Annotated in this window: 17 protein-coding genes; 11 read left to right on the top strand and 6 right to left on the bottom strand. The window is 51.6% G+C overall.

Features of this window, described 5'->3' with window-relative positions; all coding sequences use genetic code 11:
- Positions 1-98 precede the first annotated feature (98 nt).
- From KWG64_RS08840 to KWG64_RS08825, 4 genes are all read left to right on the top strand, one after another.
- Positions 99-1,043 (top strand): aminoimidazole riboside kinase, encoded by a 945-nt coding sequence (locus tag KWG64_RS08840; protein ID WP_218521651.1) that lies wholly within the window; start codon positions 99-101, stop codon positions 1,041-1,043.
- Positions 1,044-1,430: 387 nt separating this feature from the next.
- A complete protein-coding gene (locus KWG64_RS08835) occupies positions 1,431-2,972 on the top strand; it encodes a peptide MFS transporter (RefSeq protein ID WP_195813382.1) in 1,542 nt (513 codons plus the stop codon).
- A gap of 149 nt (positions 2,973-3,121) precedes the next feature.
- Entirely contained in the window at positions 3,122-3,727 is a 606-nt protein-coding gene (locus tag KWG64_RS08830) for a TetR/AcrR family transcriptional regulator (protein WP_218521650.1), read from the top strand.
- Between the two features lie 98 nt (positions 3,728-3,825).
- Positions 3,826-4,506 carry a type 1 glutamine amidotransferase domain-containing protein gene (locus KWG64_RS08825; RefSeq protein WP_218521649.1) on the top strand — a complete coding sequence of 227 codons (681 nt, stop codon included), beginning with the start codon at positions 3,826-3,828 and terminating at the stop codon, positions 4,504-4,506.
- A gap of 61 nt (positions 4,507-4,567) precedes the next feature.
- Here KWG64_RS08825 and KWG64_RS08820 read toward each other — a convergent pair whose 3' ends face one another.
- On the bottom strand, positions 4,568-5,782 hold the full coding sequence (locus KWG64_RS08820; protein ID WP_218521648.1) for an MFS transporter: 1,215 nt from the start codon (positions 5,780-5,782) through the stop codon (positions 4,568-4,570).
- Between the two features lie 298 nt (positions 5,783-6,080).
- The gene (locus tag KWG64_RS08815) at positions 6,081-6,302 is read right to left on the bottom strand and encodes a hypothetical protein (RefSeq protein ID WP_218521647.1); all 222 of its coding nucleotides are present in this window, start codon (positions 6,300-6,302) and stop codon (positions 6,081-6,083) included.
- A 550-nt stretch (positions 6,303-6,852) separates the two neighbouring features.
- On the opposite strand from KWG64_RS08815, the gene KWG64_RS08810 reads away from it, so the two are divergent.
- The 3 genes from KWG64_RS08810 (at position 6,853) to dcuR (ending at position 9,759) form a co-directional block, all read left to right on the top strand.
- Positions 6,853-7,170, top strand: coding sequence for an RcnB family protein (locus KWG64_RS08810; RefSeq protein WP_195824064.1), 318 nt, complete (start codon positions 6,853-6,855; stop codon positions 7,168-7,170).
- A 253-nt stretch (positions 7,171-7,423) separates the two neighbouring features.
- Complete coding sequence (locus KWG64_RS08805; RefSeq protein WP_218521646.1) at positions 7,424-9,043, top strand: sensor histidine kinase; 1,620 nt, start codon at positions 7,424-7,426, stop codon at positions 9,041-9,043.
- Positions 9,040-9,759, top strand: a complete 720-nt coding sequence (dcuR, locus tag KWG64_RS08800) for a two-component system response regulator DcuR (protein WP_195813376.1) — start codon at positions 9,040-9,042, stop codon at positions 9,757-9,759. The genes KWG64_RS08805 and dcuR overlap by 4 nt, the downstream gene beginning before the upstream one ends.
- On the opposite strand, the gene KWG64_RS08795 is transcribed toward dcuR, so the two are convergent.
- Complete coding sequence (locus KWG64_RS08795) at positions 9,740-10,708, bottom strand: FAD:protein FMN transferase (protein WP_218521645.1); 969 nt, start codon at positions 10,706-10,708, stop codon at positions 9,740-9,742. The two genes, dcuR and KWG64_RS08795, sit on opposite strands and share 20 nt — an antisense overlap.
- 170 nt (positions 10,709-10,878) lie before the next feature.
- Entirely contained in the window at positions 10,879-13,656 is a 2,778-nt protein-coding gene (locus tag KWG64_RS08790) for a flavocytochrome c (protein ID WP_218521644.1), read from the bottom strand.
- Positions 13,657-14,394: 738 nt separating this feature from the next.
- Between KWG64_RS08790 and KWG64_RS08785 the strand changes: the two genes are divergently transcribed.
- The 3 genes from KWG64_RS08785 to KWG64_RS08775 all read left to right on the top strand — a co-directional run bounded on the left by KWG64_RS08785 (position 14,395) and on the right by KWG64_RS08775 (position 19,212).
- Positions 14,395-15,906 (top strand): anion permease, encoded by a 1,512-nt coding sequence (locus KWG64_RS08785; RefSeq protein WP_165060344.1) that lies wholly within the window; start codon positions 14,395-14,397, stop codon positions 15,904-15,906.
- 190 nt (positions 15,907-16,096) lie between these two features.
- Positions 16,097-17,743 carry a class I fumarate hydratase FumA gene (fumA, locus tag KWG64_RS08780; protein ID WP_152323875.1) on the top strand — a complete coding sequence of 549 codons (1,647 nt, stop codon included), beginning with the start codon at positions 16,097-16,099 and terminating at the stop codon, positions 17,741-17,743.
- A 152-nt stretch (positions 17,744-17,895) separates the two neighbouring features.
- Positions 17,896-19,212: a Fic family protein gene (locus KWG64_RS08775; protein ID WP_218521643.1), complete on the top strand. Its 1,317-nt coding sequence runs from the start codon at positions 17,896-17,898 to the stop codon at positions 19,210-19,212.
- A gap of 61 nt (positions 19,213-19,273) precedes the next feature.
- On the opposite strand, the gene KWG64_RS08770 is transcribed toward KWG64_RS08775, so the two are convergent.
- A complete protein-coding gene (locus KWG64_RS08770) occupies positions 19,274-20,218 on the bottom strand; it encodes an AEC family transporter (RefSeq protein WP_218521642.1) in 945 nt (314 codons plus the stop codon).
- A gap of 488 nt (positions 20,219-20,706) precedes the next feature.
- On the opposite strand from KWG64_RS08770, the gene KWG64_RS08765 reads away from it, so the two are divergent.
- Positions 20,707-22,392 (top strand): NAD-dependent malic enzyme, encoded by a 1,686-nt coding sequence (locus KWG64_RS08765; RefSeq protein WP_370628626.1) that lies wholly within the window; start codon positions 20,707-20,709, stop codon positions 22,390-22,392.
- Positions 22,393-22,456: 64 nt separating this feature from the next.
- On the opposite strand, the gene KWG64_RS08760 is transcribed toward KWG64_RS08765, so the two are convergent.
- Positions 22,457-23,227 carry a DUF3750 domain-containing protein gene (locus KWG64_RS08760; protein WP_195813533.1) on the bottom strand — a complete coding sequence of 257 codons (771 nt, stop codon included), beginning with the start codon at positions 23,225-23,227 and terminating at the stop codon, positions 22,457-22,459.
- Between the last annotated feature and the right edge of the window lie 15 nt (positions 23,228-23,242).

The following is a 23,242-nucleotide window of genomic DNA, read 5'->3' as shown; positions in this document are numbered from 1 at the left end:
CTAAACTCGGATAATTCATTTGTACTTGATTAGCTAAACCGGTTCTTCTATTTTACCTAACCCTGTAGCCAGACAGGGATCGAATACAGGGAATGAAAATGAAAAATCGAATTTGGGTACTGGGCGATGCGGTGGTGGATTTAATTCCGGAAGAAGATGGCCGCTTACTGAAATGTCCGGGAGGTGCGCCCGCTAACGTCGCCGTGGGGATCAGTCGTCTGGGCGGAGAAAGCGCCTTTATCGGGCGGGTAGGGGATGACCCGTTTGGGAAATACCTGAAGAAAACGCTGAGCGCTGAGGGCGTAGACACAGAGCACATGCTTCTTGACGTCAGCCATCGCACTTCAACCGTGGTGGTTGAAAACGATGCAGACGGAGAACGCTCTTTTACCTTTATGGTGCGTCCGGGTGCAGACTTATTCCTTCAACCGACGGACATTCCTGCCTTCAAAGCCGGGCAGTTTCTACACCTGTGTTCCATTGCTTTATCCGCAGAACCCAGCCGATCTTCCGCCGTGCTGGCAATGGCACAGATGAAAGCGGCGGGCGGCATCGTTTGTTTTGATCCGAATATTCGCCACGACTTATGGCCGGATGAAAATCAGCTACGCGATTGCCTGAACCAGGCGCTGTCGATGGCCGATATCATCAAGATTTCCGAAGACGAACTGGAATATCTGACGGGTGAAGCGCTGCTTTCCGAGGGTATTCTGCGTTTGTGCGACCGTCATAATCCTGAACTTTTGCTGGTCACACAGGGCAAAAATGGCGTGTCGGTATACCGCAAAAATGATGCGTCGCTGATGCAATATCCGGCGCCTGAAGTGAAAGCCCTGGATACAACCGGCGCGGGCGATGCGTTTGTCGCCGGATTACTGGCCGGACTGGCGCAACACTGGCCGCTGAATTCAGAAAGCGACTGGGAACAGACACTCCGTCAGGCGCTCGCTTGCGGGGCACTGGCAACGACGGCCAGAGGGGCCATGACAGCATTACCGGATCGCGCAAATCTGGAGACGTTTTACGCTCTGGGTTTCTCGTAAAGTGAAACGGATAACGCAGATTTCCGGCTCACATCACTGAAACCGGCTGATCAGAACAGACGCGCGGTCATGGCGTCTGTTCTTTTTTGAATGGTAAACACGGGCATTTTGTGCAATAAGATTTATCTATAAATCATAGGGTTGTTTTCCTAATGCGTTAAATCACCTCGCCATATTCATGCCAATAACCCCTCTCTTTTTGCCGATTTAAAATCTGTAAAAGTAGACAACTGTCGACTTTTCATCTTAAAGTCCCCCGGTTGGCGCCAGACCTGACTGGTATTTTGCTACCCATAATAAAAGCTGATTGTCGTAGAGCGGCCGTCCAGATGCCGCCGGACATTTCGGTATTCACAAGCACGACTAAAGACTTTCTCTGGAGAATTTATGCATTCCTCTGTTAACAAAAACGAGAGCCGGACGTTCTTCGGCCATCCGTATCCGCTGGGTTCATTGTTCTTTACCGAAATGTGGGAACGGTTTTCGTTTTACGGGATCCGCCCTTTACTGATTCTGTTCATGGCCGCGACCGTTTACGACGGCGGCATGGGGCTGGCGCGCGAAAACGCATCGGCAATCGTGGGTATTTTCGCGGGTTGTATGTATCTCGCCGCATTACCGGGCGGCTGGCTGGCGGATAACTGGCTCGGGCAGCAAAAAGCGGTCTGGTACGGTTCAATTCTGATTGCGCTCGGCCACCTCGCGATTGCGTTGTCTGCGTGGTTTGGCGACAACCTGTTCTTTATCGGCCTGATGTTTATCGTCCTCGGTTCCGGCCTGTTTAAGACGTGCATCTCCGTCATGGTCGGCACGCTGTATAAAAAAGGGGACACGCGCCGCGACGGCGGTTTCTCACTGTTTTATATGGGCATTAACATGGGTTCATTTATCGCACCGCTGATTTCCGGCTGGCTGATCAAAACCCACGGCTGGCACTGGGGCTTCGGTATCGGTGGTATCGGGATGCTGGTGGCGCTGATTATTTTCCGCGTTTACGCCGTTCCGGCGATGAAACGCTATGACAGCGAAGTCGGTCTGGATTCTACCTGGAACAGCCCGGTGGCGAAGAAAAAAGGCGTCGGCGGCTGGTTGCTGGCGCTGGCAGCCGGTGTGGCGGTTATCGTTACGCTGATCGCACAGGGCATTATCGTCATTAATCCTGTCGCACTTGCCAGCATGCTGGTGTACGTCATTGCGGCCTCGGTCGTTCTCTATTTCATCTATCTGTTCGTGTTCGCCGGTCTGAATCGCAAAGAGCGCGCCAGACTGCTGGTGTGCTTCATTTTGCTGGTTTCAGCGGCGTTCTTCTGGTCCGCGTTTGAGCAGAAACCGACCTCGTTCAACCTGTTTGCTAATGACTACACCAACCGCATGATCGGCGATTTTGAAATCCCTGCCGTGTGGTTCCAGTCCGTCAATGCGCTGTTCATCATTTTGCTGGCCCCGGTATTTAGCTGGGCATGGCCGAAACTGGCACAGAATAACGTGCGTCCGAGCAGCATCACTAAGTTCATCATCGGTATTCTGTGCGCCGCGGCGGGCTTCGGGATCATGATGATGGCGGCGCAGAATGTGCTGAGCAACGGCGGAGCAGGGGTATCCCCGCTGTGGCTGGTGGGCAGTATTCTGATGCTGACGTTGGGCGAACTGTGCCTGAGCCCGATTGGGCTGGCGACCATGACGCTGCTGGCACCGGAAAGAATGCGCGGCCAGATGATGGGGCTGTGGTTCTGCGCCAGTGCGCTGGGTAATCTGGCGGCTGGCCTGATTGGTGGCCACGTGAAAGCCGACCAGCTGGACGTTCTGCCAGATCTCTTCGCGCGTTGTTCTATTTCGCTGCTGATTTGTGCTGCGGTGCTGTTCGTGCTGATCATTCCGGTACGCAAAATGCTGGAAAATTCACAAACGAAACCCGCGACCAATGCGTGATAAGACATAACGCTATTCTCAACAAATAGCGAAACAGCAGGGTAAAGATGAAAGAGGCGGATCTGAGGATCGGCCTCTTTTTTTCGGCAAAAGACAATTCGTTTAATTTACTTGTAGACGACTGGTCTAATCGCTGATAGTTTAGCCCCATGACGACAGCAACTCAGCACCATAACAATGATGTCCGCGAGCACATTCTCGAGACTGGCCAGCGAATTATGGCCGGGAAGGGTTTTTCGGCGGTCGGACTCAATGAAATCCTCAGGGACGCAGGCGTGCCTAAGGGATCTTTCTACCATTATTTCGGTTCGAAAGAGGCCTTTGGCGCGGCGATGCTTGAGCGCTATTTTGATGATTATCTGGCGCAGCTCGACAGCACGCTGAGCCAGCCGGGCCTGAAGATGTCGCAGCGCCTGATGAAATACTGGCAACAATGGCAGGAATCACAGTCATTTTATGACTGCCAGGGTAAGTGCCTTGCCGTGAAACTTGGCGCAGAAGTGGCGGATTTGTCCGACAGTATGCGTTTAACCTTGCAGGCAGGGACGTCAGGGATAATATCGCGGCTTGCGCATGCATTAGAATCAGGCGTCGCGGAAGGCTCCCTGACCCTTGATGATGAACCCGCTCGCGTCGCGGAGAGCCTTTATCAGCTCTGGGTCGGTGCCAGCATTATGGTTAAGATTGTCCGCAATACCGGCCCGTTTGATTCGGCCATGAGCATGACGCAGCAAATTATTCATACCACCCCCTGACGGGGGTTTATCACAAACGGTTAACCGTTTTTTATTTACCTAACATCTAGACGACTGGTCTACTTGGTCGTTTTACCCCACAACACCGGAGATTTACGATGAAGATTCTTATGGTTTTAACCTCACACGACCAGCTGGGCGATACCGGACGTAAAACAGGTTTCTGGCTCGAAGAGCTGGCAGCGCCTTACTATGCGTTCAATGATGCGGGCGCTGAAATCACGCTGGCTTCGCCAAAAGGCGGTAATCCGCCGTTAGATCCGAAAAGCAATGAACCTGATTTCCAGACTGAGCAGACTCATCGTTTCGAGGCCGATGCGAATGCCGTGGCACAACTGGCTGCAACGGTTCGCCTCGACAGCGTTTCACAGGCCGATTACGACGCCGTTTTCTATCCGGGCGGTCACGGTCCTTTGTGGGATCTTGCAGAAGATAAAAACTCAATCGCACTCATCAAAGCATTCCTGGCGGCGAACAAACACGTTGCTCTCGTTTGCCACGCTCCCGGCGTGCTGCGTCATGTAAAAACGCCCGTTGGCAAACCGCTGGTAGAAGGCAAAAAAGTCACCGGTTTTACCAATACAGAAGAAGAGGCGGTTGGCCTGACGGACGTAGTGCCGTTCCTGGTGGAAGACGAGCTGATTGCGAAGGGCGGGGACTATTCCAAAGGCGCAGACTGGAGTTCGTATGTCGTCCGCGACGGCCTGCTGATCACCGGACAAAACCCGATGTCCTCAACGGAAACGGCAGAAGTGCTGATTAAACAACTGACGGCGTAAGCGGCAATTGAATGGAGGTGACAGGGCGAACCTGTCACCTTCAGTTTGAGATATTTACACGTTATTCAGAGGTCTGAACTGAAGATTTACGGCGTGATGACAATGAGATACCTAACCCCAGCGCGGCAATTGCTACAACCGGAATACCTATCATCCACGGCAGGGAAAAAGCCACCGCGAACAGCGCAGTTCCCGTTGCTGGCCCCACAGAATCGCGCAAATCACTGACTACCGACAGCGCCGCCATATACGTCGCACGCAGTCTGACCGGCGCCAGCTGATTGACGGCGGCAGGCATCAGCGGGCCGACCATCATTTGTGACAGAGAATAGAAACAAACGGCCACGACCAGAGCCAGAATATGCGGGGAGGTTAAAAGTACCCCGAAAGCCAGGATCAGCGTCAACCCCGCACTTAGCACGATGAACAGAGGTGAGCGTCGGGAAAACATTTTAGTCAGGGTGATCTGCCCGAAAGTATTGAGCACCGCGCCAAAGGTGAACAACAAGCCGACATCCGTGTTGCTCATTCCCAGCTGATTATGGGCATAGAGCGGTAAAATGGCCTCAACCCAGCTGCCTGAAACGCCCAGCAGCAGAGTCCAGAACAATAAAATGGCAAGCCGCCGGTCGCGAAAAACGGGCATCAAAGCCGCAAAACCTTCATCTTCTTCCTCGTCATCCGGTTCATCGCCATGTTCCCGGGTTTCTGGCAGGCAAAGAATCAGCAGAACGGCGCCACACAACAGAGCAATCCCGCTGGCCATAAACACGTCGCCCAGGCTGCTTTGCACGATGACAGCACCCAGCAGCGGGCCCGCAATCCCGCCAGCATATGAGCAGACGCGTGCAATACTGAATTGGTGACGATGCTCGGAAGCCGGTGTTACGTCAGCGATTAGCGTGTATATCGTGGGGTGTAAGACAGATTCAAAAATCCCGATGACCACCAGAACCCATGCGGCTTCAATGACGCCATGCGCAAAGTAGAGCGCAATGAACCCCAGACCAACGCCGGTAGCCGAGAGTACAAGCACCGGCCTGCGGCCAATGCGGTCAGCAATGCCGCCAATAAACGGCGCAGCAATCAGTTCGCCACCCGCATAACAGCCAAACAGTAAGCCGATCAGCCCGACCGGAATTGCCGCCGTGTGTTGCGCCCAAAGCGGAAAGAATGGCACCATCAGGCCGTCTGCAAAACCAGCCAGAAAATAGAGGATGAATCCCAGAACTTGCGGATTTCGAAATGAAAAAAGCGGGAGAGAAAATTTAGACATTTATCGTTACCTGCACATCAGATTGCCCGCAGTTAAGCGGGAGATGCGCGTTGGTTAACGTAAACGCTTACGACCTTCAGAAGGCACTGCCAAAATAATCAAAGCTGATGTGATTTTCAAGCCCGGCATCAACGCTGCGTACAAGAGATCGAAAGATTTTGATGAGATTTGGGATAAAATGGGATCCGCGATTTGGTGCGCATAATCATGATTATGTTAAATAACAATACCATTAACGAACCCGCCATCAATCCACCGTCTATCCTGCATGATGTTCCCTTCCGGCGCTTTTCTTCCGTCAGATATCAAAATCATTAAACCGGTTTTGGGTGCCTGATGACGCGTCGAATGTCCCGCTGATGTAGGTTCCGTCTCTGAAGATGACCACTTCGTCTACTCTCACAGGATGAGCACAGTCGGCACACTGGATGGAATGCACGACTTCTGCGAACGGAGAATTCACCGCGGCAATAAAACGGTCTGAGCCACATTGTTCGCAAACAATCCTGATATCCGGCATGGAATGAACTCGGCATGAGAAAAAAAAGTGTGCACTCAAGATAACATAACCAGAACAATCTTATTGCGGATATTGCAGACACATGAAACCAGAAACTGCAACGTAGCGCGTTTTATCACGCTTTTGGAAAGAAATTGATTTGCGGTGCAGGATATTATGCCGACCAGACAAATAAAAAAAGCCCGCATTAGCACGGGCAAGCACACATTCGGACACAAGGGATAAATGCAGTGGTTATCTGTAGCGAGGTACAGATAACTCAATCATAGCTCTCCGGCTGAAACCCGCTGCGTAACGGGCTGTACAGGTTCAAAAATAAGAATTTTCCGCGTTTTTCAGAAACCAGAGTCTTAATGAAGTGGAAAAACCGGTACCTGCACCCTGCTTCATTTGCATTTAGACACAATAAAACGCCCCGTCCTTTGGTGATTTTCTCGTTATTATTCTGTCCTACAAAAAAGCACAGGTTTCGGCTTTACTGCTCACACAATGGATTGGCGGCATATCACCGAGGCAGGCATTACGTTGATGGTTTTAAACGGGATAATCTATGCGTCATTCTAAAATTGTTATGTTATCAGCTCTGGTTGTTTCTTCCTTATTGCCACTGGCCAATACAGCGTTCGCTGCGTCAAACTCTCATGAAATCAAATCGTTCTACGATGATTCCAAACTTTACTCGATTGGCGATCAGGTTCCGGCGCTGTACCGCACCAAGCCCTATGAAATCATCGGCTGGCAGGAGCGTCATCTTCCTGCGCCAGATGCAGGCACCCACTGGACGTATATCGGTGGCAGCTACGCGCTGATCACCGACACTGACGGTAAGATCACTAAAGCCGAAAACGGCGATATCTACTTCCAGTAAGACGTTTTACGTTCGTATCTGTAAGGCCTGAAGAGATTCAGGCCTTTTTTCTTTACAGCATTGGAAGACACGCCGCAAAACGCACTTTAGAAAGTATTAAATAGCGGTAATATCAAGCGAATAGACTTATCATTATGGCTGAACAGGGTTAGTTCATCGTTCATGCCAGGGTCAGTACATCGGCGCAGGACGTTTAACGCGAACTATTAATTATCATTCATGAGCATTCTGCTCTTTTCTCTTTGGGGCTCCCATGAGCGACTCGCAGCAACGTCAATCAGTGCGCAAGCACCCCATGAAACTCAGTACTTCCGTCATTCTGATGATCAGCGCCGTGATTGCTTCCGTGCTGCTGGTTGTCCATCTGCTCTATTTTGTCCAGGTCAGCGATACCACGCGTGATGGCGTTAAAGATAAAGCGCTGGCTGTGGCGAGAACGCTGGCGGATTCCCCCGAAGTGAAACACGCCCTTTCCCTTTCTCCGGACAGCGGGATAATCCAGCCGATCGCCAGCGCCGTGCAAAAGCGCAACGACCTGCTGTTTGTTGTGGTCACGAATATGGACGGCATCCGTTTCTCACATCCGAATACAGATGTGATCAGTCACCATTTTATCGGTGATGACATCAATCCCGCGCTGCTCGGCAACGAAAATGTCTCTATAAACAAAGGGACGCTGGATAAAGCGTTGCGCGTCTTTACGCCGGTGTATGACGATCATCACAAGCAAATCGGCGTGGTCGCCATCGGGATTTCGCTGGTAAAAGTCACAGAGCAAATTAATAAAAGCCGCTGGAGCATTCTCTGGACTGTGCTGTTTGGCATGATGGTTGGCGCACTGGGCACCTGGTTCCTGGTCAAAATGCTGAAACGCATTCTGTTCGGGCTGGAGCCTTATGAGATTTCGACGCTGTTCGAACAGCGCCAGGCGATGCTGCAATCTATCAAGGAAGGTGTGATAGCCGTTGACCAGGACGCACATGTGACGCTCATCAACCAGACCGCACGCCAGATATTTCAGGAAACCGCCACGGACGTGGAGCCGAATGCGGATTCCCTGCCGCTTATCGCCAACCTGCGCGATGTGCTCAATACCGGCGTTCCGCGTCGTGACGAAGAGATTAATTACAAAGGCCGTTTGCTGCTGAGCAATACCGTGCCGGTGCGCAATAACGGCGTCATTATTGGCGCAATTTGTACCTTCAGGGACAAGACGGAAGTCAGCCAGTTGATGCAGCGCCTGAGTGGCATGGTAAACTACGCCGATTCGCTGCGGGAACGCTCGCATGAGTTTATGAATAAACTCCATGTGATACTGGGTTTGCTGCACATGAAAAGTTACACGCAGCTGGAAGATTACATTCTCAAAACGGCCAATAATTATCAGGCTGAAATCGGGTCCCTGCTGCTGAAAATCAAGTCTCCGGTTATCGCCGGATTCCTGCTGAGTAAGATTAACCGTGCCTCGGATACCCGGCATTTACTGACGCTCAGCGACGACAGCCTGTTGCCTGATAACAACAATGAAAATCAGGTCGCGGCGCTTATCACCGTGCTGGGAAATCTGATTGAAAATGCGCTGGATGCGCTTGGTGATCAGCCGGACGGCGAAGTCAGCGTGCTGTTGCATTATCAGAATGGCTCGCTGGCCTGCGTTGTCAGTGACGACGGACCGGGGATTACACCGGAGAACGTCGAGGCAATATTTGAGAAAGGTGTTTCATCCAAGGGTGATCAACGTGGTATGGGGTTGTTCCTTGCAAAACAGCAAGTTGAAAGCCTCGGCGGAACCATTAACGTGGAATCCGAACCCGATGTTTATACCCAATTTTTTGTACAACTTCCCTGGGATGGTGAGAGGACAAGTTCTTGATCAATGTGCTGATAGTTGATGATGATGCCATGGTAGCCGAGCTTAACCGCTGCTACGTGGGCCAGATTGAAGGCTTCGCGTGCTGCGGCACGGCGTCGACGTTACAACAGGCGAAAGATCTGGTTTTGAATTCAGAACTGTCTATCGACCTGATTTTACTCGATGTTTACATGCAGCAGGACAACGGCCTGGATTTGCTTCCTGAGCTGCGCGATGCCCGCCGCCCTATCGACGTGATCGTGATTTCATCCGCCGCCGATGCTGAAACCATCAAAAAATCGCTGAATTACGGCGTTGTGGATTATCTGATCAAGCCGTTCCAGTTTTCCCGTTTCGAGGAAGCACTGACGGGCTGGCAGCAGAAAAAAACGCTGATGGATAACCAGCAATATTACGAGCAGTCGGACGTTGACCGGTTAATTCATGGCAATAACCCGGCGTCGGCAGAATCCAAAAAGCTGCCGAAAGGCCTCACGCCACAAACGCTGCGCACGCTGTGCCAGTGGATTGACGAGCATCCGACGATGGAGTTCTCCACCGACGAACTCGCCAGTTCAGTGAATATTTCGCGGGTCTCTTGTCGTAAATACCTGATATGGCTGGCACAGATGAACATCCTCTTCACCAGCATTCATTATGGCGTGACCGGCAGGCCGGTTTACCGCTACCGCTTACAGGCCGATCATTACTCGCTGCTTAAGCAATACTGCCAGTAATGTGATAGTCCGGGTCTAGCGGCGTGAATGTAAACTGCCGCTGCGACGAGAAGATAATCTGCTGGTCTTTCGTGACAAAAACAGCCTCAATGTGCGGGAAATTCTGCAAGTACCTGAGGCTTTTTTCCACGCCCATGCCGTAAAGCAGCGTGGTGTAGATATCACCGTCAATCGAATCATCGGAAATAATGGTTACGCTGAGAAGTTCGTTATCCAGCGGATAGCCGGTTTTCGGGTCGAGAATATGATGGTAACGCTGGCCGTTTAGCTCGAAATACCGTTCGTAAATGCCCGATGTCACCACCGATTTGTTCGTCACGTTTATCACGCCAATCAGCGACTCCGGATCAGAAAATGGCTTTTTCAAACCAATCGCCCACGCGCCTTCTGCCCCCGCGCCCAATGTTTGGACATTGCCACCCAAATTGATCAGCGCCTGAGTCACCCGCTGTTCCCGCAAATAATCCCGAACTACATCCGCAATATACCCTTTGGCAATCGCGCCAAGATCGATTTCCATCCCCGCTTTATGCAGAAAAACGGACTGCGATCCTTCGTCGAGGATCACGTCATGCGGATCCGTGATCTTCAGCAGCGCCTGTAAGTCAGTGGCCGCAGGCACGCTGTTGCCGCTAAAACCGATTTTCCAGCGCTTCACCAGCGGGCCGATAGTGAAATTAAAACTGCTGTTTTCCACTACGCTCACGGCTTTCGCCCGGCTGATCAGGTCAAACACCGGTTTGCTGACGGCAACGGCGTGATCGCCTGCCGCATGGTTAACCGACATCACTTCAGATTGCTGGCGGTTAACCGTCAGTTTGTTTTCCTGAAGTTTGATGAGCCGGAAAACGTTTGAGGCCAGGGTTTCATTATGTTCAAACAGCTTGAGAAGAATGGGCGAACCCATCAAAACGGCGGAGTAAGCATAAACACGATCATCTGGCGTCATCAGATTTATCCAAAAACAGGCCTTAAAACAGACCTTAATGAAAAAAAGTAAAAAGCCCGCCCCACAGCGATGCGGGACAGGCTTTACGTTGAACTGAAACCTTAACCTTACAGTTACAGGCGCTGGCTTAGCGTTGCCAGACTCCGTGCAACCGCAAGGAAAACGGTTTTTTATTGCATCGCGTATTTCGCTGCATTCTGTCCAGCAAGAATACCGAAGATAATGATATCTGCAACGGCATTCCCGCCGATACGGTTGCCCCCGTGGATCCCGCCGACCACTTCACCGGCTGCAAATGCACCGCTGAGCACCTGTTTCTGAGCATCCAGCACGCAGGTATCGGTGTTGATGGTCACGCCACCCATGGTGTGGTGAACCCCCGGCGCGATACGGATTGCGTAGAACGGCCCCTGATTGATCGGATGGCGCATCGCTGTTTTACGGCCAAATTCTGCATCGTCCTGTTTATCCACCGCAACGTTGTAAGTCTCCAGCGTAGCGAGGAATGCGTCTGACCCCATTTCCAGCTTAGCGGCGAGTTCGCGTGGCGTTGCTCCGCTGATAACGAAACCACGTGCAATGTACTCATCCGCCGCTTTGTTGTTTAAACGCACCTGCTCGTCGAAGACCACGTAGGCAAATTTCTCTGGCAGACCGATGATTTTTGCTGAAACTTTATCGCGCGTTTCCATCTCATTGAAGAAGCGATGGCCCGCCTGGCTGACCAGAATCGCGCCGCCGCCACGGATGGCTTCGGAAATCAGATATGACGTTGTCTGTTCCACGGTCGGGTGAATCTGAATTTCGCCCATATCGACAGTACCGGCACCGATTTTTTCCAGAATGGCAATACCGCCGCCGGTCGCGCCTTTGTGATTGGTGGTCACAAAACCGTCCAGTTCAGGGCGATATTTCACGACCATGTCGCGGTTGGCGCTGAAACCACCGGTCGCAACAATCACGCTTTTGGCGTTTATCGTCAGCACTTCGTTTTCATCGTTGAGCAGTTCTACGCCCTGCACCGCGCCGTTGATGTAACGGATTTCGGTCACGGACGTATCCAGCATCACGTCGATATTGCGTTTGTTGAGGTTTTTCACCAGACCGCTGATCAGGAAGCCGCCGACTGCGCTGCGGTCTGCCGGACGGTGCGTACGGTCGATGCTCATCCCGCCGGTGATGGTGATATCGCTCAGTTCAATGTTGTGTGCAGCCAGCCATTCGACAGCCTGCGGGGCGCGTTCGATGAACTCTTTCAGCAGCACGGTGTTGTTTTTGAACTGGCCGCCTTTCAGGGTTTCCTGATAGAACAGCTCTTTACTGTCTTCGATGCCTTTCAGTTTCTGATAACGGGTTTCCGCGGCGTTCATGCCCACCGAGGCCTTGATGGTGTTGCCGCCGATGGTAGACATTTTCTCGACAATCAGCACTTTCGCGCCTTCATCACAAGCCTGAATCGCTGCCGCCAGACCGGCACCGCCGCTGCCAACCACCACCACGTCGTAGCTTTGCGGCTCGGAAAGGCTGCCGCCCTCTTCCAGTAATTGCGCTTTGCAGGATTTTGCGATGGCTTTGGATACCGCTTTCTTCACCGCTTCACTCTGTTCAGTTGCCCCCGTAACGGCGTCAACGTGCGGGCTGTTGGCATCGAGAATACGTGTACGGATAATGTCGAAGCTGGTGGTGAACTCCACGTCCAGATCTCCACCGGCTTCCAGCACGATGTCAGAGATGCGGTCGGTTTCCAGGCTGACGTTAATCGCCAGTTCACGCGCATTGTCCTGCACTTTTTCCTGGAAGATACCGGCTTTGAATTTTTTCGATGCCATGCTCATGTCGCGGATCATCGCGTCAACCAGCGAGAAGCGCCACAGCGGTTCAGGGATGGTCAGGGCTTCGCGTTGTGTGCTGTCGATGAACAGCTCGAGTTTCTGATCATTAGCAATACGATCGGTCCAGTCCGGATAAGCTATGCAGGCTTTACCGATGGCAATCATGTCGTAGCCATGTTCCAGCGCCAGCTCCGCGTCGGCTTTATTCACAATACCGCCCACGCCCATCACCGGGATGGCCGCCAGCACGTCAGAACGCATCGCAACATATTTGTCGATAAGTGGCGTCGGGTCAGTAGTATCGACGATGGAAGGACGCAGCGAATAACCGAGGGAGAAATGCAGATAATCCAGACCGCGTGCCGCCAGTTGCTCGAGCAGATACATAGTGTCCGCGAAGCGAATGCCCGGCTCTTCGAGTTCTTCCGGTGAGAAACGGTAGCCAATAATGAATGAGGAATCGGCGTATTTCTTCGCCATTTCATGAGTGATATCCAGCACCGCCAGCGGGAAGCGTGCGCGGTTTTCGCGGCTGCCGCCCCATTTGTCGTTACGCTGGTTGGAGTTCGGGGAGAAAAACTGCTGGATGAGGTAAGTATTCGCGCCGTGAATTTCCACGCCGTCGAAACCGGCTTCAATCGCGCGGCGGGTTGCTTCACCAAATTTGGCTATCATGCCATCGACTTCTTCGGCGGTTAACGCAGCCGGCGTTGCTGCGCCGTCACGCGGAGCAGCCAGCGCACTTGGCGCAACCGGCTGCTGTCCGCCGATCAGTTTGGGTTCACTCATGCGGCCGCCGTGATAAATCTGCAACAGCGCTTTGGAACCCTGAGATTTCACTGCTTCGGCAATTTTCGCCAGACCGGCGATTTTGCTGTCATTGTCGATACCGATAGCGCCCGGGAATGCGAGGCCTTTATCATCAACAAAACAGCACTCGACGATAACGGTGCCGATACTGCCCGCGCGGGCACGGTAATACTCCACCAGTTCGCTGGTAACGGTGCCATCATAAAAACCGGTGCAGGTGGTCATAGGTGCCATCAGGAAACGGTTTTTCAGTACAGTACCATTTGGCAGAGTGAACGGACTCAATAGCGGTTGGTTGGTGCTCATAATGATAACTCCAAATTTTAAGTATTAATTTTCTGAATTCTTTACCGGCCGCTATTTGACGAAATATCTGATTATTATTTATGTGTTTTATTTCATTGCCGGTCTGATGCTTATTAATATAGTTTTATTTTTAGTTTCAAAACCTCTTACATTAGTTTATTAACTATTTATCTATTAACTTAATGCCTGTTATATTAAAAATATGTTAACGCTAAAAATAAATAATCACATTCGTGTAAACTACGATCTTATTTGTATTTATATGATCAGATAACTATTACATCCGTAACCGGCTTTCCCGCGAGAAATCAGAGATTTCACCTGCCCGCAAGGCCACGGGCATCGGCGCAGTCAGGCTCACGGATGTGAATGACTCTCATTTATGAATACCCCTGTTTGTGCAAGGGTTACATCCGTAAAGATACTCCCATCACAACTTCCCGGGAGTTTGATTTAATAGCGTCTCTTCAGGGCATTTATTCATTCTAAAATTTAAACTGCCACCGTATTTTGTTGATCAAGATCAACAGTAATAAATAGGGAAAACGCATTATATAAACATCTCCTCCCTCTTAAGGGGAATGACATCTACCAAACACAAATAATAATAACGGGGCAGATTTTCAATAAGTAACGGGCAACGTTAAATAACTAAAAAAAGCAAAGTAACTAAAAAAACACATAAGACATTTTACCTAAGCATCATCACAATATTCCTAACTACCTAAGATAAATATTATGAGCGAAATAACAAAAACTGCGGTGAAAGAGCCAGCGAAAAAAGCCGAATCCGGCAAAAAAAATCGCTGGATCTTTATGTTACTTCCCGTGCTGGTGGCGGTTCTGTTGCTGCTGGTTCCTACTCCTGATGGCCTTGAACCTTACGCATGGCACTTCTTCGCCATTTTTGTCGGTGTCATCGTCGGTCTGATCTTCGAGCCATTGCCAGGTGCCGTTATCGGCCTGACCGGTGTCGTGGTCATCGCCCTTTTCAGCCAGTGGTTGCTGTTCAGCCCGGCAGAACTGGCGGATCCGAAATTCAAAATGGCTGCACAGTCCTTTAAATGGGCAGTCAGTGGTTTCGGCAACTCTACGGTCTGGTTAATCTTCGGCGCATTCATGTTTGCCGCGGGCTACGATAAAACCCAGTTTGGCCGCCGTCTGGCGCTGATTCTGGTGAAATATCTGGGTCGCCGCAGCCTGACGCTCGGTTATGCCATCACCTTCGCAGACCTGCTGCTGGCACCGTTCACACCGTCCAATACCGCGCGCAGCGGCGGCACGATCTACCCGATCATTGCCAACCTGCCCCCGCTGTACGGCTCAAAACCAAACGACCCGAGTGCGCGTAAAATCGGTTCTTATCTGATGTGGGTTGCGATCACCGCGGCGTGTATCACCAGCTCGATGTTCCTGTCTGCACTGGCACCTAACCTGCTGGCGCTGGGCATCGTGAACAGCGTCACCGGAATCAACATTTCCTGGGGCACCTGGTTCATGGCATTCCTGCCGGTCGGCTTGCTGTTGCTGCTGACCATGCCGCTGCTGGCCTACTGGTTCTATCCGCCGGAAGTCAAAGTGAATGACGAAGTGCCAAAATGGGCGACGTCTGAACTGGCAAAACTGGGCAGAATGTCCCGTCACGAAATCCTGCTGCTGGTCTTCGTATGCTGTGCGCTGGCGATGTGGATTTTTGCTGCCAGCTTCATTGAGCCAGCAATGGCTGCCCTGCTGGTTGTGGTTCTGATGTTGTGGACCGGCGTTCTGAACTGGAACGATATCACCAGCAATAAACCGGCCTGGAACACCTTTGCCTGGTTCGCCACGCTGGTTGCTCTGGCCGACGGCCTGTCCCGTACGGGTTTCATCGCCTGGCTGGGTAAAGAAGGCGCTGCGCTGATGGGCGGTATCTCTCCGGGCGCGGCGACAATCGCCCTGCTGCTGGCGTTCTACCTGCTGCACTATCTGTTTGCCAGCACCACCGCACACACCACCGCACTTTTACCGGCTATGCTGACTATTGGTGCTGCGATCCCGGGCATCAATATGCAGGTGTTCTGTCTGCTGATGGTGACGTCTCTGGGTGTTATGGGGATCATCACACCGTACGGTACTGGCCCGAGCCCGATTTACTACGGGAGTGGTTATCTGCCAACCAAAGATTACTGGCGTCTGGGCACCATCTTCGGTGCAATCTTCCTGGTCGCATTACTGGTTATCGGCTACCCGTGGATGGTGATGATGTTCTGAGGGTGTGCATAAAATCACCTACAAAGCATTAACAGAGCATTTACTGAAATAAAACAGTTAAACCACGTTGCCAGCCTGTGTATTTGGCTGGCAACATACGGAACGAATAGAAACGTCGCCGTGATTTTCCCGTACTCTTCCTGAAAATCGTTGTACCCGTGGCGGCCATAACGGATTAAGTGAGAAAACAATGTCGAATAAACCTTTCTACTATCAGAATCCCTTCCCCGTTTCCAAAGACGAAACCGAATACTATCTGCTGACCAAAGAGCACGTCTCTGTCAGCCAGTTTGACGGTGAAGACGTTTTAAAAGTCGCGCCCGAAGCGCTTACCCTGCTGGCGCAGCACGCATTTCACGATGCTTCTTTCATGCTGCGTCCTGCGCATCAGCAACAAGTTGCCGCTATCCTGGATGACCCGGAAGCCAGCGAAAACGACAAATACGTGGCATTGCAGTTCCTGAGAAACTCAGAGATCGCCGCGAAAGGCATTCTGCCAACCTGCCAGGACACCGGCACCGCGATCATCATGGGCAAAAAAGGCCAGCGCGTCTGGACTGGCGGCAACGATGAAGCCAGCCTGTCTCAGGGCGTGTACAACACATTCATCGAAGACAACCTGCGCTATTCGCAGAATGCTGCGCTGGATATGTACAAAGAAGTGAACACCGGCACCAACCTGCCAGCGCAAATCGACCTCTACAGCGTCGATGGCGACGAGTACAAATTCCTGTGCATCGCCAAAGGCGGTGGTTCTGCGAACAAAACCTATCTTTATCAGGAAACCAAAGCGCTCATCACCCCGGCGAAGCTTAAAGGTTATCTGGTTGAGAAAATGCGCACGCTGGGCACAGCGGCCTGTCCTCCGTACCATATCGCGTTTGTTATCGGCGGTACTTCTGCCGAAGCCACGCTGAAAACAGTGAAACTGGCGTCAACACATTACTACGATGGCCTGCCAACTGAAGGCAACGAACACGGTCAGGCGTTCCGCGACGTACAGCTCGAACAGGAATTGCTGGTCGAAGCGAACAATCTGGGCCTCGGCGCACAGTTCGGCGGCAAATACTTTGCGCACGACATCCGCGTTGTCCGTCTGCCACGCCACGGCGCTTCCTGCCCTGTAGGCATGGGCGTTTCCTGCTCAGCTGACCGTAACATCCGCGCGAAAATCAACAAAGACGGTATCTGGATTGAGAAGCTGGAAAGCAATCCGGGCAAATATATCCCTGAATCACTGCGTCATGCAGGCGAAGGCGAAGCCGTTAAAGTTGACCTGAACCGTCCGATGAAAGAAATCCTCGCGCAGCTTTCTGAATATCCGGTATCAACCCGCCTTTCCCTGAGCGGTACGATTATCGTAGGCCGTGACATTGCGCACGCCAAACTGAAAGAGCGTCTGGATAACGGCGAAGGTTTGCCGCAGTACGTTAAAGATCACCCGATTTACTATGCGGGCCCGGCGAAAACACCAGAAGGTTATGCATCCGGTTCCCTCGGCCCGACCACCGCAGGCCGTATGGATTCCTACGTGGATCTGCTGCAATCAAACGGCGGCAGCATGATCATGCTGGCAAAAGGCAACCGCAGCCAGCAAGTGACGGATGCGTGTCACAAACATGGCGGCTTCTATCTGGGCAGCATCGGCGGCCCGGCAGCGGTTCTGGCTCAGCAAAGCATCAAGAGCCTGGAATGCGTTGAATATCCTGAATTAGGGATGGAAGCAATCTGGAAAATTGAAGTCGAAAACTTCCCGGCGTTCATCCTGGTGGATGACAAAGGCAACGACTTCTTCCAGCAGATTCAGCAAAACCAATGTGCTAAATGCGTGAAGTAATCGCATTGCAGTAAAACAAAAGGCCCGCCGTAAATGGCGGGCCTTTTTTATTTATGCCGCAGAACCGGGTTCTTACAGATCAGAACAATTTGACGCCATCCCGCAGCAGCGTAAACTATATCAATATTCTTAATTTTTGAGATAGATTGAAAATGAGCATTAAACTGCCGCCTGAGTTAACCCCTCTGTCATCCGTCACAGGCGAACAATTAGAGCATTACCTGCCCTACGCGCGTCTGGTGGATGAACGCGGACGTTATATGCCTTGGGATGAATTCAGGCACCGCGTGAATAAGGGTGATGATCAGGTTTTGGCCTGGAGTTTTACCCGCAGGGCGCGAGCTTTCGCATCCCAATTTATTGACTATGAGAACGAATCAGGACAGCGTGCGGGTTTCAATACTACGGCATCCATGAATGAGACCTGCGAGCGCGTTGACAAATCTGGCACAACGCAGGCGCTGCGCCAGCAGGAAGAGAGGTTGCAGGGTACAGGCGCCGCGCTGATACAGCTTGAACTTGATGAAGCAATAACCAGTTCGCAGCTTGAGGGGGCCAATACCACAACGCGGGTGGCACGCAGTATGCTCGAGTCAGGCAGAAAACCGCGTACCGAGAGCGAACAAATGATTGTCGGGAACGCCCGGCTGATGGCCGAAATCTCTGAGCATCTGGATGAACCCCTCTCCATCAGCCTGATCCGACATTTGCATGCTGTCGGTATGGAGGGAATTGACGATAGCAAGTACATGCCTGGTCAGTTTCGTGATTCAGATGATATCGTGATTGCGGATTACGACGGCGATATCGTTCACCAACCGCCGCAAGCTGCCAATATTATTGAGCGGCTTGAGAACGTCTGTTCGTGGATAAACTCAGATGCGGGTCCCTACGTTCATCCGCTTCTGCGAGCCTGCATTTTGCACTTTATGATTGCCCATGAACATCCGTTCCGGGATGGCAACGGCCGGACCAGCCGGGCATTGTTTTACTGGTATCTGCTTAAATCGGGCTATGAAGCCTTTCGGTTTATTTCAATCAGCAACCTGCTTTACTCAGCACCGGTCAAATACGCCCGTAGTTATCAGTACACGGAAACTGATGGCATGGATCTCACCTACTTCCTGGAATATCAGCTGAGTATCATCAGACGGGCACTTGATAATCTCTATCACCACATAGATGCTCTTGTAACGCGCCGGACATCTCTCGACATCATGCTGTTCAAATCAGGAGCCCTGCAAAGACTCACTCAGCGCCAGATAGCACTCGTCAACATCATGCTGGCTGCACCCGGTAAGGAATTTACCGCAGCAGAAGTCAGCCAAAAAATGGGCGTTTCTGATAACACGGCAAGAAACGATCTGCGTGCACTGGTGCGGGAACAGTTGTCAGAAGAACATAAAACAAACGGGCAGCAGACCGTGTATATTGCCGTGAATAAGCCTGTGCGCATCGCTTCAAACTGAGGAGAGTGAACGGGTTCTGAGCTTTTAATCAGGCCGTTCACTCTCCGTGAATCTTACTGGTTTAAGACATCATAAAAATCACGATCCCTTCCGTCACAATTCCGAGTGCAGTCCCGATGAGAATGGAAGAAGACGCGGATTCCACGTAGGTATCGCTGCGCACCGCAAACATTCCGGCGGCAATCGCCGACGGCGTAGCACCGATAATCACCACCTGCTGCATCAGCGTATGGCTCAGCCCAAATGCTATCCCGGCGGCGGCCATGATGGCGGGTTGAATTAAGTTTTTCATCCCGATGTTGGTCAACGTATGGATATTCAGGGTCGGACGTTCACCGAAGAACAACAGCCCCAGCGCGAATAACGAAATCCCGCCTGCCGTTTTCCCCATCATTTCAACTGAAGATGACAGCAGTTCCGGGATTTTGATCCCTGCCAGACTCATGATGACGCCGAGCACCGGGATCCACACAATCGGGTTTCGCACCGCTTTAAACAGATTGGTCAGAATCATTTTGCCCAGGCTGCCCTGCCCGGCCAGTTCACTGTCTTTATCCCCCATGCGGATCAGAACGATGGTCAGCGGGATCATCAGTACGCTGGTGATCAGATTCCCGACCAGTACGCCGAGAAAACCTTCCGGCCCGATAAGCACAGCCAGAACCGGCGCGCCGAAATATGCCATATCCGGAAACGCACAAACCAGCGACTGAATGGCGCTGGTTTTTATGTCGTGCCGGAACAGAAACCGCGAGATGCACAATGTCAGAAGATAAGACCCCATCAGGCCAATCACCAGCACAGCCATAAAGGATAAATTCTGTATTTTGGAAGGATCGGTGTGTAATGCGCCGATAAAAAGATGTAATGGCAAAGCAAAACGAATCACCACGGTGGCTAATACCGTTGCATCGTCCCGCTTCATATAACCGAGTTTCCCGCTCAGCCAGCCTAAAACCATAACAAAAACTAAAGGAAATAAAGAGGATAAGAGTAACGTTGGCATAATCAGACCTTTATCTTTTTTATTGTTAATTGAATGAAGAAAAATAAAACCGCGAGTCTTTATATTATTTTCACCCAGAGGTATTTGTGATAATGCTCACATCTGTATATCAGATAGGAATAACAATAATTACTTAACCGTAAACTGCATGAAAATCAATGGATTATATTAATTTCAAATATTTAGCTTAAGTGCAAAGTCATTTTATTACTTACGCTGAATTATTCAGAAATATCCAACAACATACTGACGTCTTTCATCACTAAGTAAGTATTTAAATGCTTTTGTAATTTATGTAACCAGAACCCTCACCCCTCGCGTGATATAAAAATAAGACAATAAAAAATACTATTCCGGCTGCTGTGCGCCATTTTATTTATTTTCCATTCACTCCGATTTGATTGTTTATAGGATTTTACTGCGAGGGATCCTGAAGCGAAGAAATAACGCCGAGGGAAATCACTGAGTACAAACTCTAAGGCTTAATGATGTTAAAAAAACGCCCACTCTACACGCATTACACCGGTTCGCTGTTACTCGAAAATCCGCTGCTGAACAAAGGTTCGGCCTTCAGCCGCGAAGAACGTCTGGCGCTTAATCTGAACGGATTGCTGCCAAATCAGGTGGAAACCATCAGCGAACAGACCGACCGTGCATACACCCAATTCTCTGAATTCAAACGTGATATCTCCAAACACGTTTATCTGCGCAATATCCAGGACACCAACGAAACGCTCTTCTATAACCTGGTGAATTCTCATCTGGAAGAAATGCTGCCGATCATTTACACCCCGACCGTTGGTGAAGCCTGCGAGCATTTCTCTGATATCTACCGCCGCGCGAGAGGACTGTTTATCTCCTACCCGGATCGCGACCACATTGATGAAATGCTGCAAAACTTCTCCAAAAATGACATCCGGGTGATCGTCGTCACCGACGGCGAACGCATTCTGGGGCTGGGCGATCAGGGCATCGGCGGGATGGGGATTCCTATCGGTAAACTGTCGTTATATACCTCCTGCGGCGGGATCAACCCGGCCAATACGTTGCCGATCATGCTCGACGTCGGCACCAATAATGCGCAGCGCCTCGATGACCCGCTGTATATGGGCTGGCGCCACCCGCGCATTACCGACGGCGAATACAATGAATTCATGGATATGTTCATTCAGGCGGTGAAAACACGCTGGCCGGACGTATTGCTACAGTTCGAAGATTTCGCGCAAACCAACGCGATGCCCTTGCTGGAGCGTTATCGTGAAGAGCTTTGCTGCTTCAATGATGATATTCAGGGCACCGCCGCTGTCACGCTGGGCTGCCTTATTGCGGCAAGCCACGCCGCCGGAACGCAACTGCGCGACCAGCGCGTGACTTTCCTCGGCGCGGGTTCTGCCGGCTGTGGTATCGCAGAAAAAATTGTTGCGCAGATGATTGCAGAAGGCGCAACGGAAGATGAAGCGCGCAGCCAGGTCTTTATGGTGGATCGCTTTGGCCTGCTGACGGATGACATGCCGAACGTGCTCGGTTTCCAGCGCAAGCTGGTCACGCGTAAAGCCAACATTGCCCACTGGAAGGTCGATGCCCAAAACATCTCGTTGCAGGATGTCGTACATAACTCCAAACCGACGATTCTGATTGGCGTTTCCGGGCAACCGGGGCTGTTCACCGAAGAAATCATCCGCGAAATGCACCACAACTGCCACCATCCGATCATCATGCCGTTGTCGAATCCGACGTCGCGCGCTGAAGCCCGCCCGCAGGACGTAATTGCGTGGACAGAAGGCGCCGCGCTGATGGCCACCGGCAGCCCGTTCGCACCGGTGCATTATCAGGACCGCACCTACCCGATCCCGCAATGTAACAATGCGTATATCTTCCCCGGTTTAGGTTTGGGGATCCTGGCCGCTAAAGCGCGTCGCGTAACTGATGGAATGTTGCTGGCTGCCAGTCAGGCGCTGGCGAGCTTATCTCCGCTGGCAACCACCGGCAAAGGTTCGCTGTTACCGGCTATCGCCGATATTCAGCATGTATCGAAAGTGATTGCCGCCGAAGTCGCCCGTGTGGCACAGCAGGAAGGTGTGGCGCCGGAAATGTCGCAAGAGACGCTGCAAAACCGTCTTGATACTGAATTCTGGAAGCCAGAATACCGGTCCTACAAGCATTCATCGTTCTGATCATTTGTCTGGCCGGAGAGAGTCCGGCCAGTTTTAAGTCTGAAGTACATTTTAGTAAAAAACGCTAAAGCCCGGCATTTTGCGGATTATCAAAACCAACGCGCCCGACAAACGGCAAACGCAGCGCCGGATTTTTGAAATCAACTCCCAGATTCAGCCCTAGTACATTCACTTCAACACCTTCTTCAACGCCAAGCGTGACGCCCAACAGCCCCAGTACTGAAACCTGCACGCCGCGTCCTGATGGCGGTAAACCGATCGGGTTTGTGATGCCGCGATAATCTTTGCCAATGGCGTTAGACGGCATATCAAGTTGCAGATCCGGCACTTCACGGCCAATGTGCGCCATAAATGTATTGCTGTTGGGACCCGGCCACGCGTGATAAGTATGCGGATACGGATAACTTTTTATCGCCGCGACAATATTGGGGATCATCGCTTCAGCCTGAGCCCCGCGGTGATCGACCAGTAATTTAGGCTTTGACCCAAACCAGTAACCGTCAGGGATCGCATAATTGCGGCGAACAACGTTCGTGCTGCCCCAGCTGATGACGTCATAACGTGTAAACGCCGTTTCGCCTTCGCGTTTGAAAATGATCCACGGATGTACCGCCACCAGCCCGCGCCAGCCATACGTCGGTGCGGCATATATCTGGATAATCGCAGTACTGCGCAGTTTGACCGGATCGGGCGCAATACCCGCAGAATCACGACGCGCCGTCGCCCAGTTCTGGCTGGCAGGCTCCGTTTTAGTGTGAGCCGCCCTGGCATAGCTGTAACCGAATGACAGCAACAAAACCCCTACAAAACATAGAATTATCCATTTCACGGCCATTTTTTCGCCCACTCT

Source organism: Rahnella sp. PD12R, from assembly GCF_019200965.1.
Taxonomy (GTDB): domain Bacteria; phylum Pseudomonadota; class Gammaproteobacteria; order Enterobacterales; family Enterobacteriaceae; genus Rahnella; species Rahnella laticis.
This window is presented reverse-complemented; position numbering and strand designations above follow the sequence as displayed.

Bases quoted from the DNA above. Each gene is read 5' to 3' on its own strand.
- KWG64_RS08760 (WP_195813533.1), bottom strand. From the start codon at position 23,227: ATGGCCGTGAAATGGATAATTCTATGTTTTGTAGGGGTTTTGTTGCTG.
- KWG64_RS08785 (WP_165060344.1), top strand. From the start codon at position 14,395: ATGAGCGAAATAACAAAAACTGCGGTGAAAGAGCCAGCGAAAAAAGCC.
- KWG64_RS08835 (WP_195813382.1), top strand. From the start codon at position 1,431: ATGCATTCCTCTGTTAACAAAAACGAGAGCCGGACGTTCTTCGGCCAT.
- KWG64_RS08840 (WP_218521651.1), top strand. From the start codon at position 99: ATGAAAAATCGAATTTGGGTACTGGGCGATGCGGTGGTGGATTTAATT.
- KWG64_RS08825 (WP_218521649.1), top strand. From the start codon at position 3,826: ATGAAGATTCTTATGGTTTTAACCTCACACGACCAGCTGGGCGATACC.
- KWG64_RS08795 (WP_218521645.1), bottom strand. From the start codon at position 10,708: ATGACGCCAGATGATCGTGTTTATGCTTACTCCGCCGTTTTGATGGGT.
- KWG64_RS08770 (WP_218521642.1), bottom strand. From the start codon at position 20,218: ATGCCAACGTTACTCTTATCCTCTTTATTTCCTTTAGTTTTTGTTATG.
- KWG64_RS08805 (WP_218521646.1), top strand. From the start codon at position 7,424: ATGAGCGACTCGCAGCAACGTCAATCAGTGCGCAAGCACCCCATGAAA.
- KWG64_RS08820 (WP_218521648.1), bottom strand. From the start codon at position 5,782: ATGTCTAAATTTTCTCTCCCGCTTTTTTCATTTCGAAATCCGCAAGTT.
- KWG64_RS08790 (WP_218521644.1), bottom strand. From the start codon at position 13,656: ATGAGCACCAACCAACCGCTATTGAGTCCGTTCACTCTGCCAAATGGT.
- fumA (WP_152323875.1), top strand. From the start codon at position 16,097: ATGTCGAATAAACCTTTCTACTATCAGAATCCCTTCCCCGTTTCCAAA.
- KWG64_RS08775 (WP_218521643.1), top strand. From the start codon at position 17,896: ATGAGCATTAAACTGCCGCCTGAGTTAACCCCTCTGTCATCCGTCACA.
- KWG64_RS08765 (WP_370628626.1), top strand. From the start codon at position 20,707: ATGTTAAAAAAACGCCCACTCTACACGCATTACACCGGTTCGCTGTTA.
- KWG64_RS08830 (WP_218521650.1), top strand. From the start codon at position 3,122: ATGACGACAGCAACTCAGCACCATAACAATGATGTCCGCGAGCACATT.
- KWG64_RS08815 (WP_218521647.1), bottom strand. From the start codon at position 6,302: ATGCCGGATATCAGGATTGTTTGCGAACAATGTGGCTCAGACCGTTTT.
- KWG64_RS08810 (WP_195824064.1), top strand. From the start codon at position 6,853: ATGCGTCATTCTAAAATTGTTATGTTATCAGCTCTGGTTGTTTCTTCC.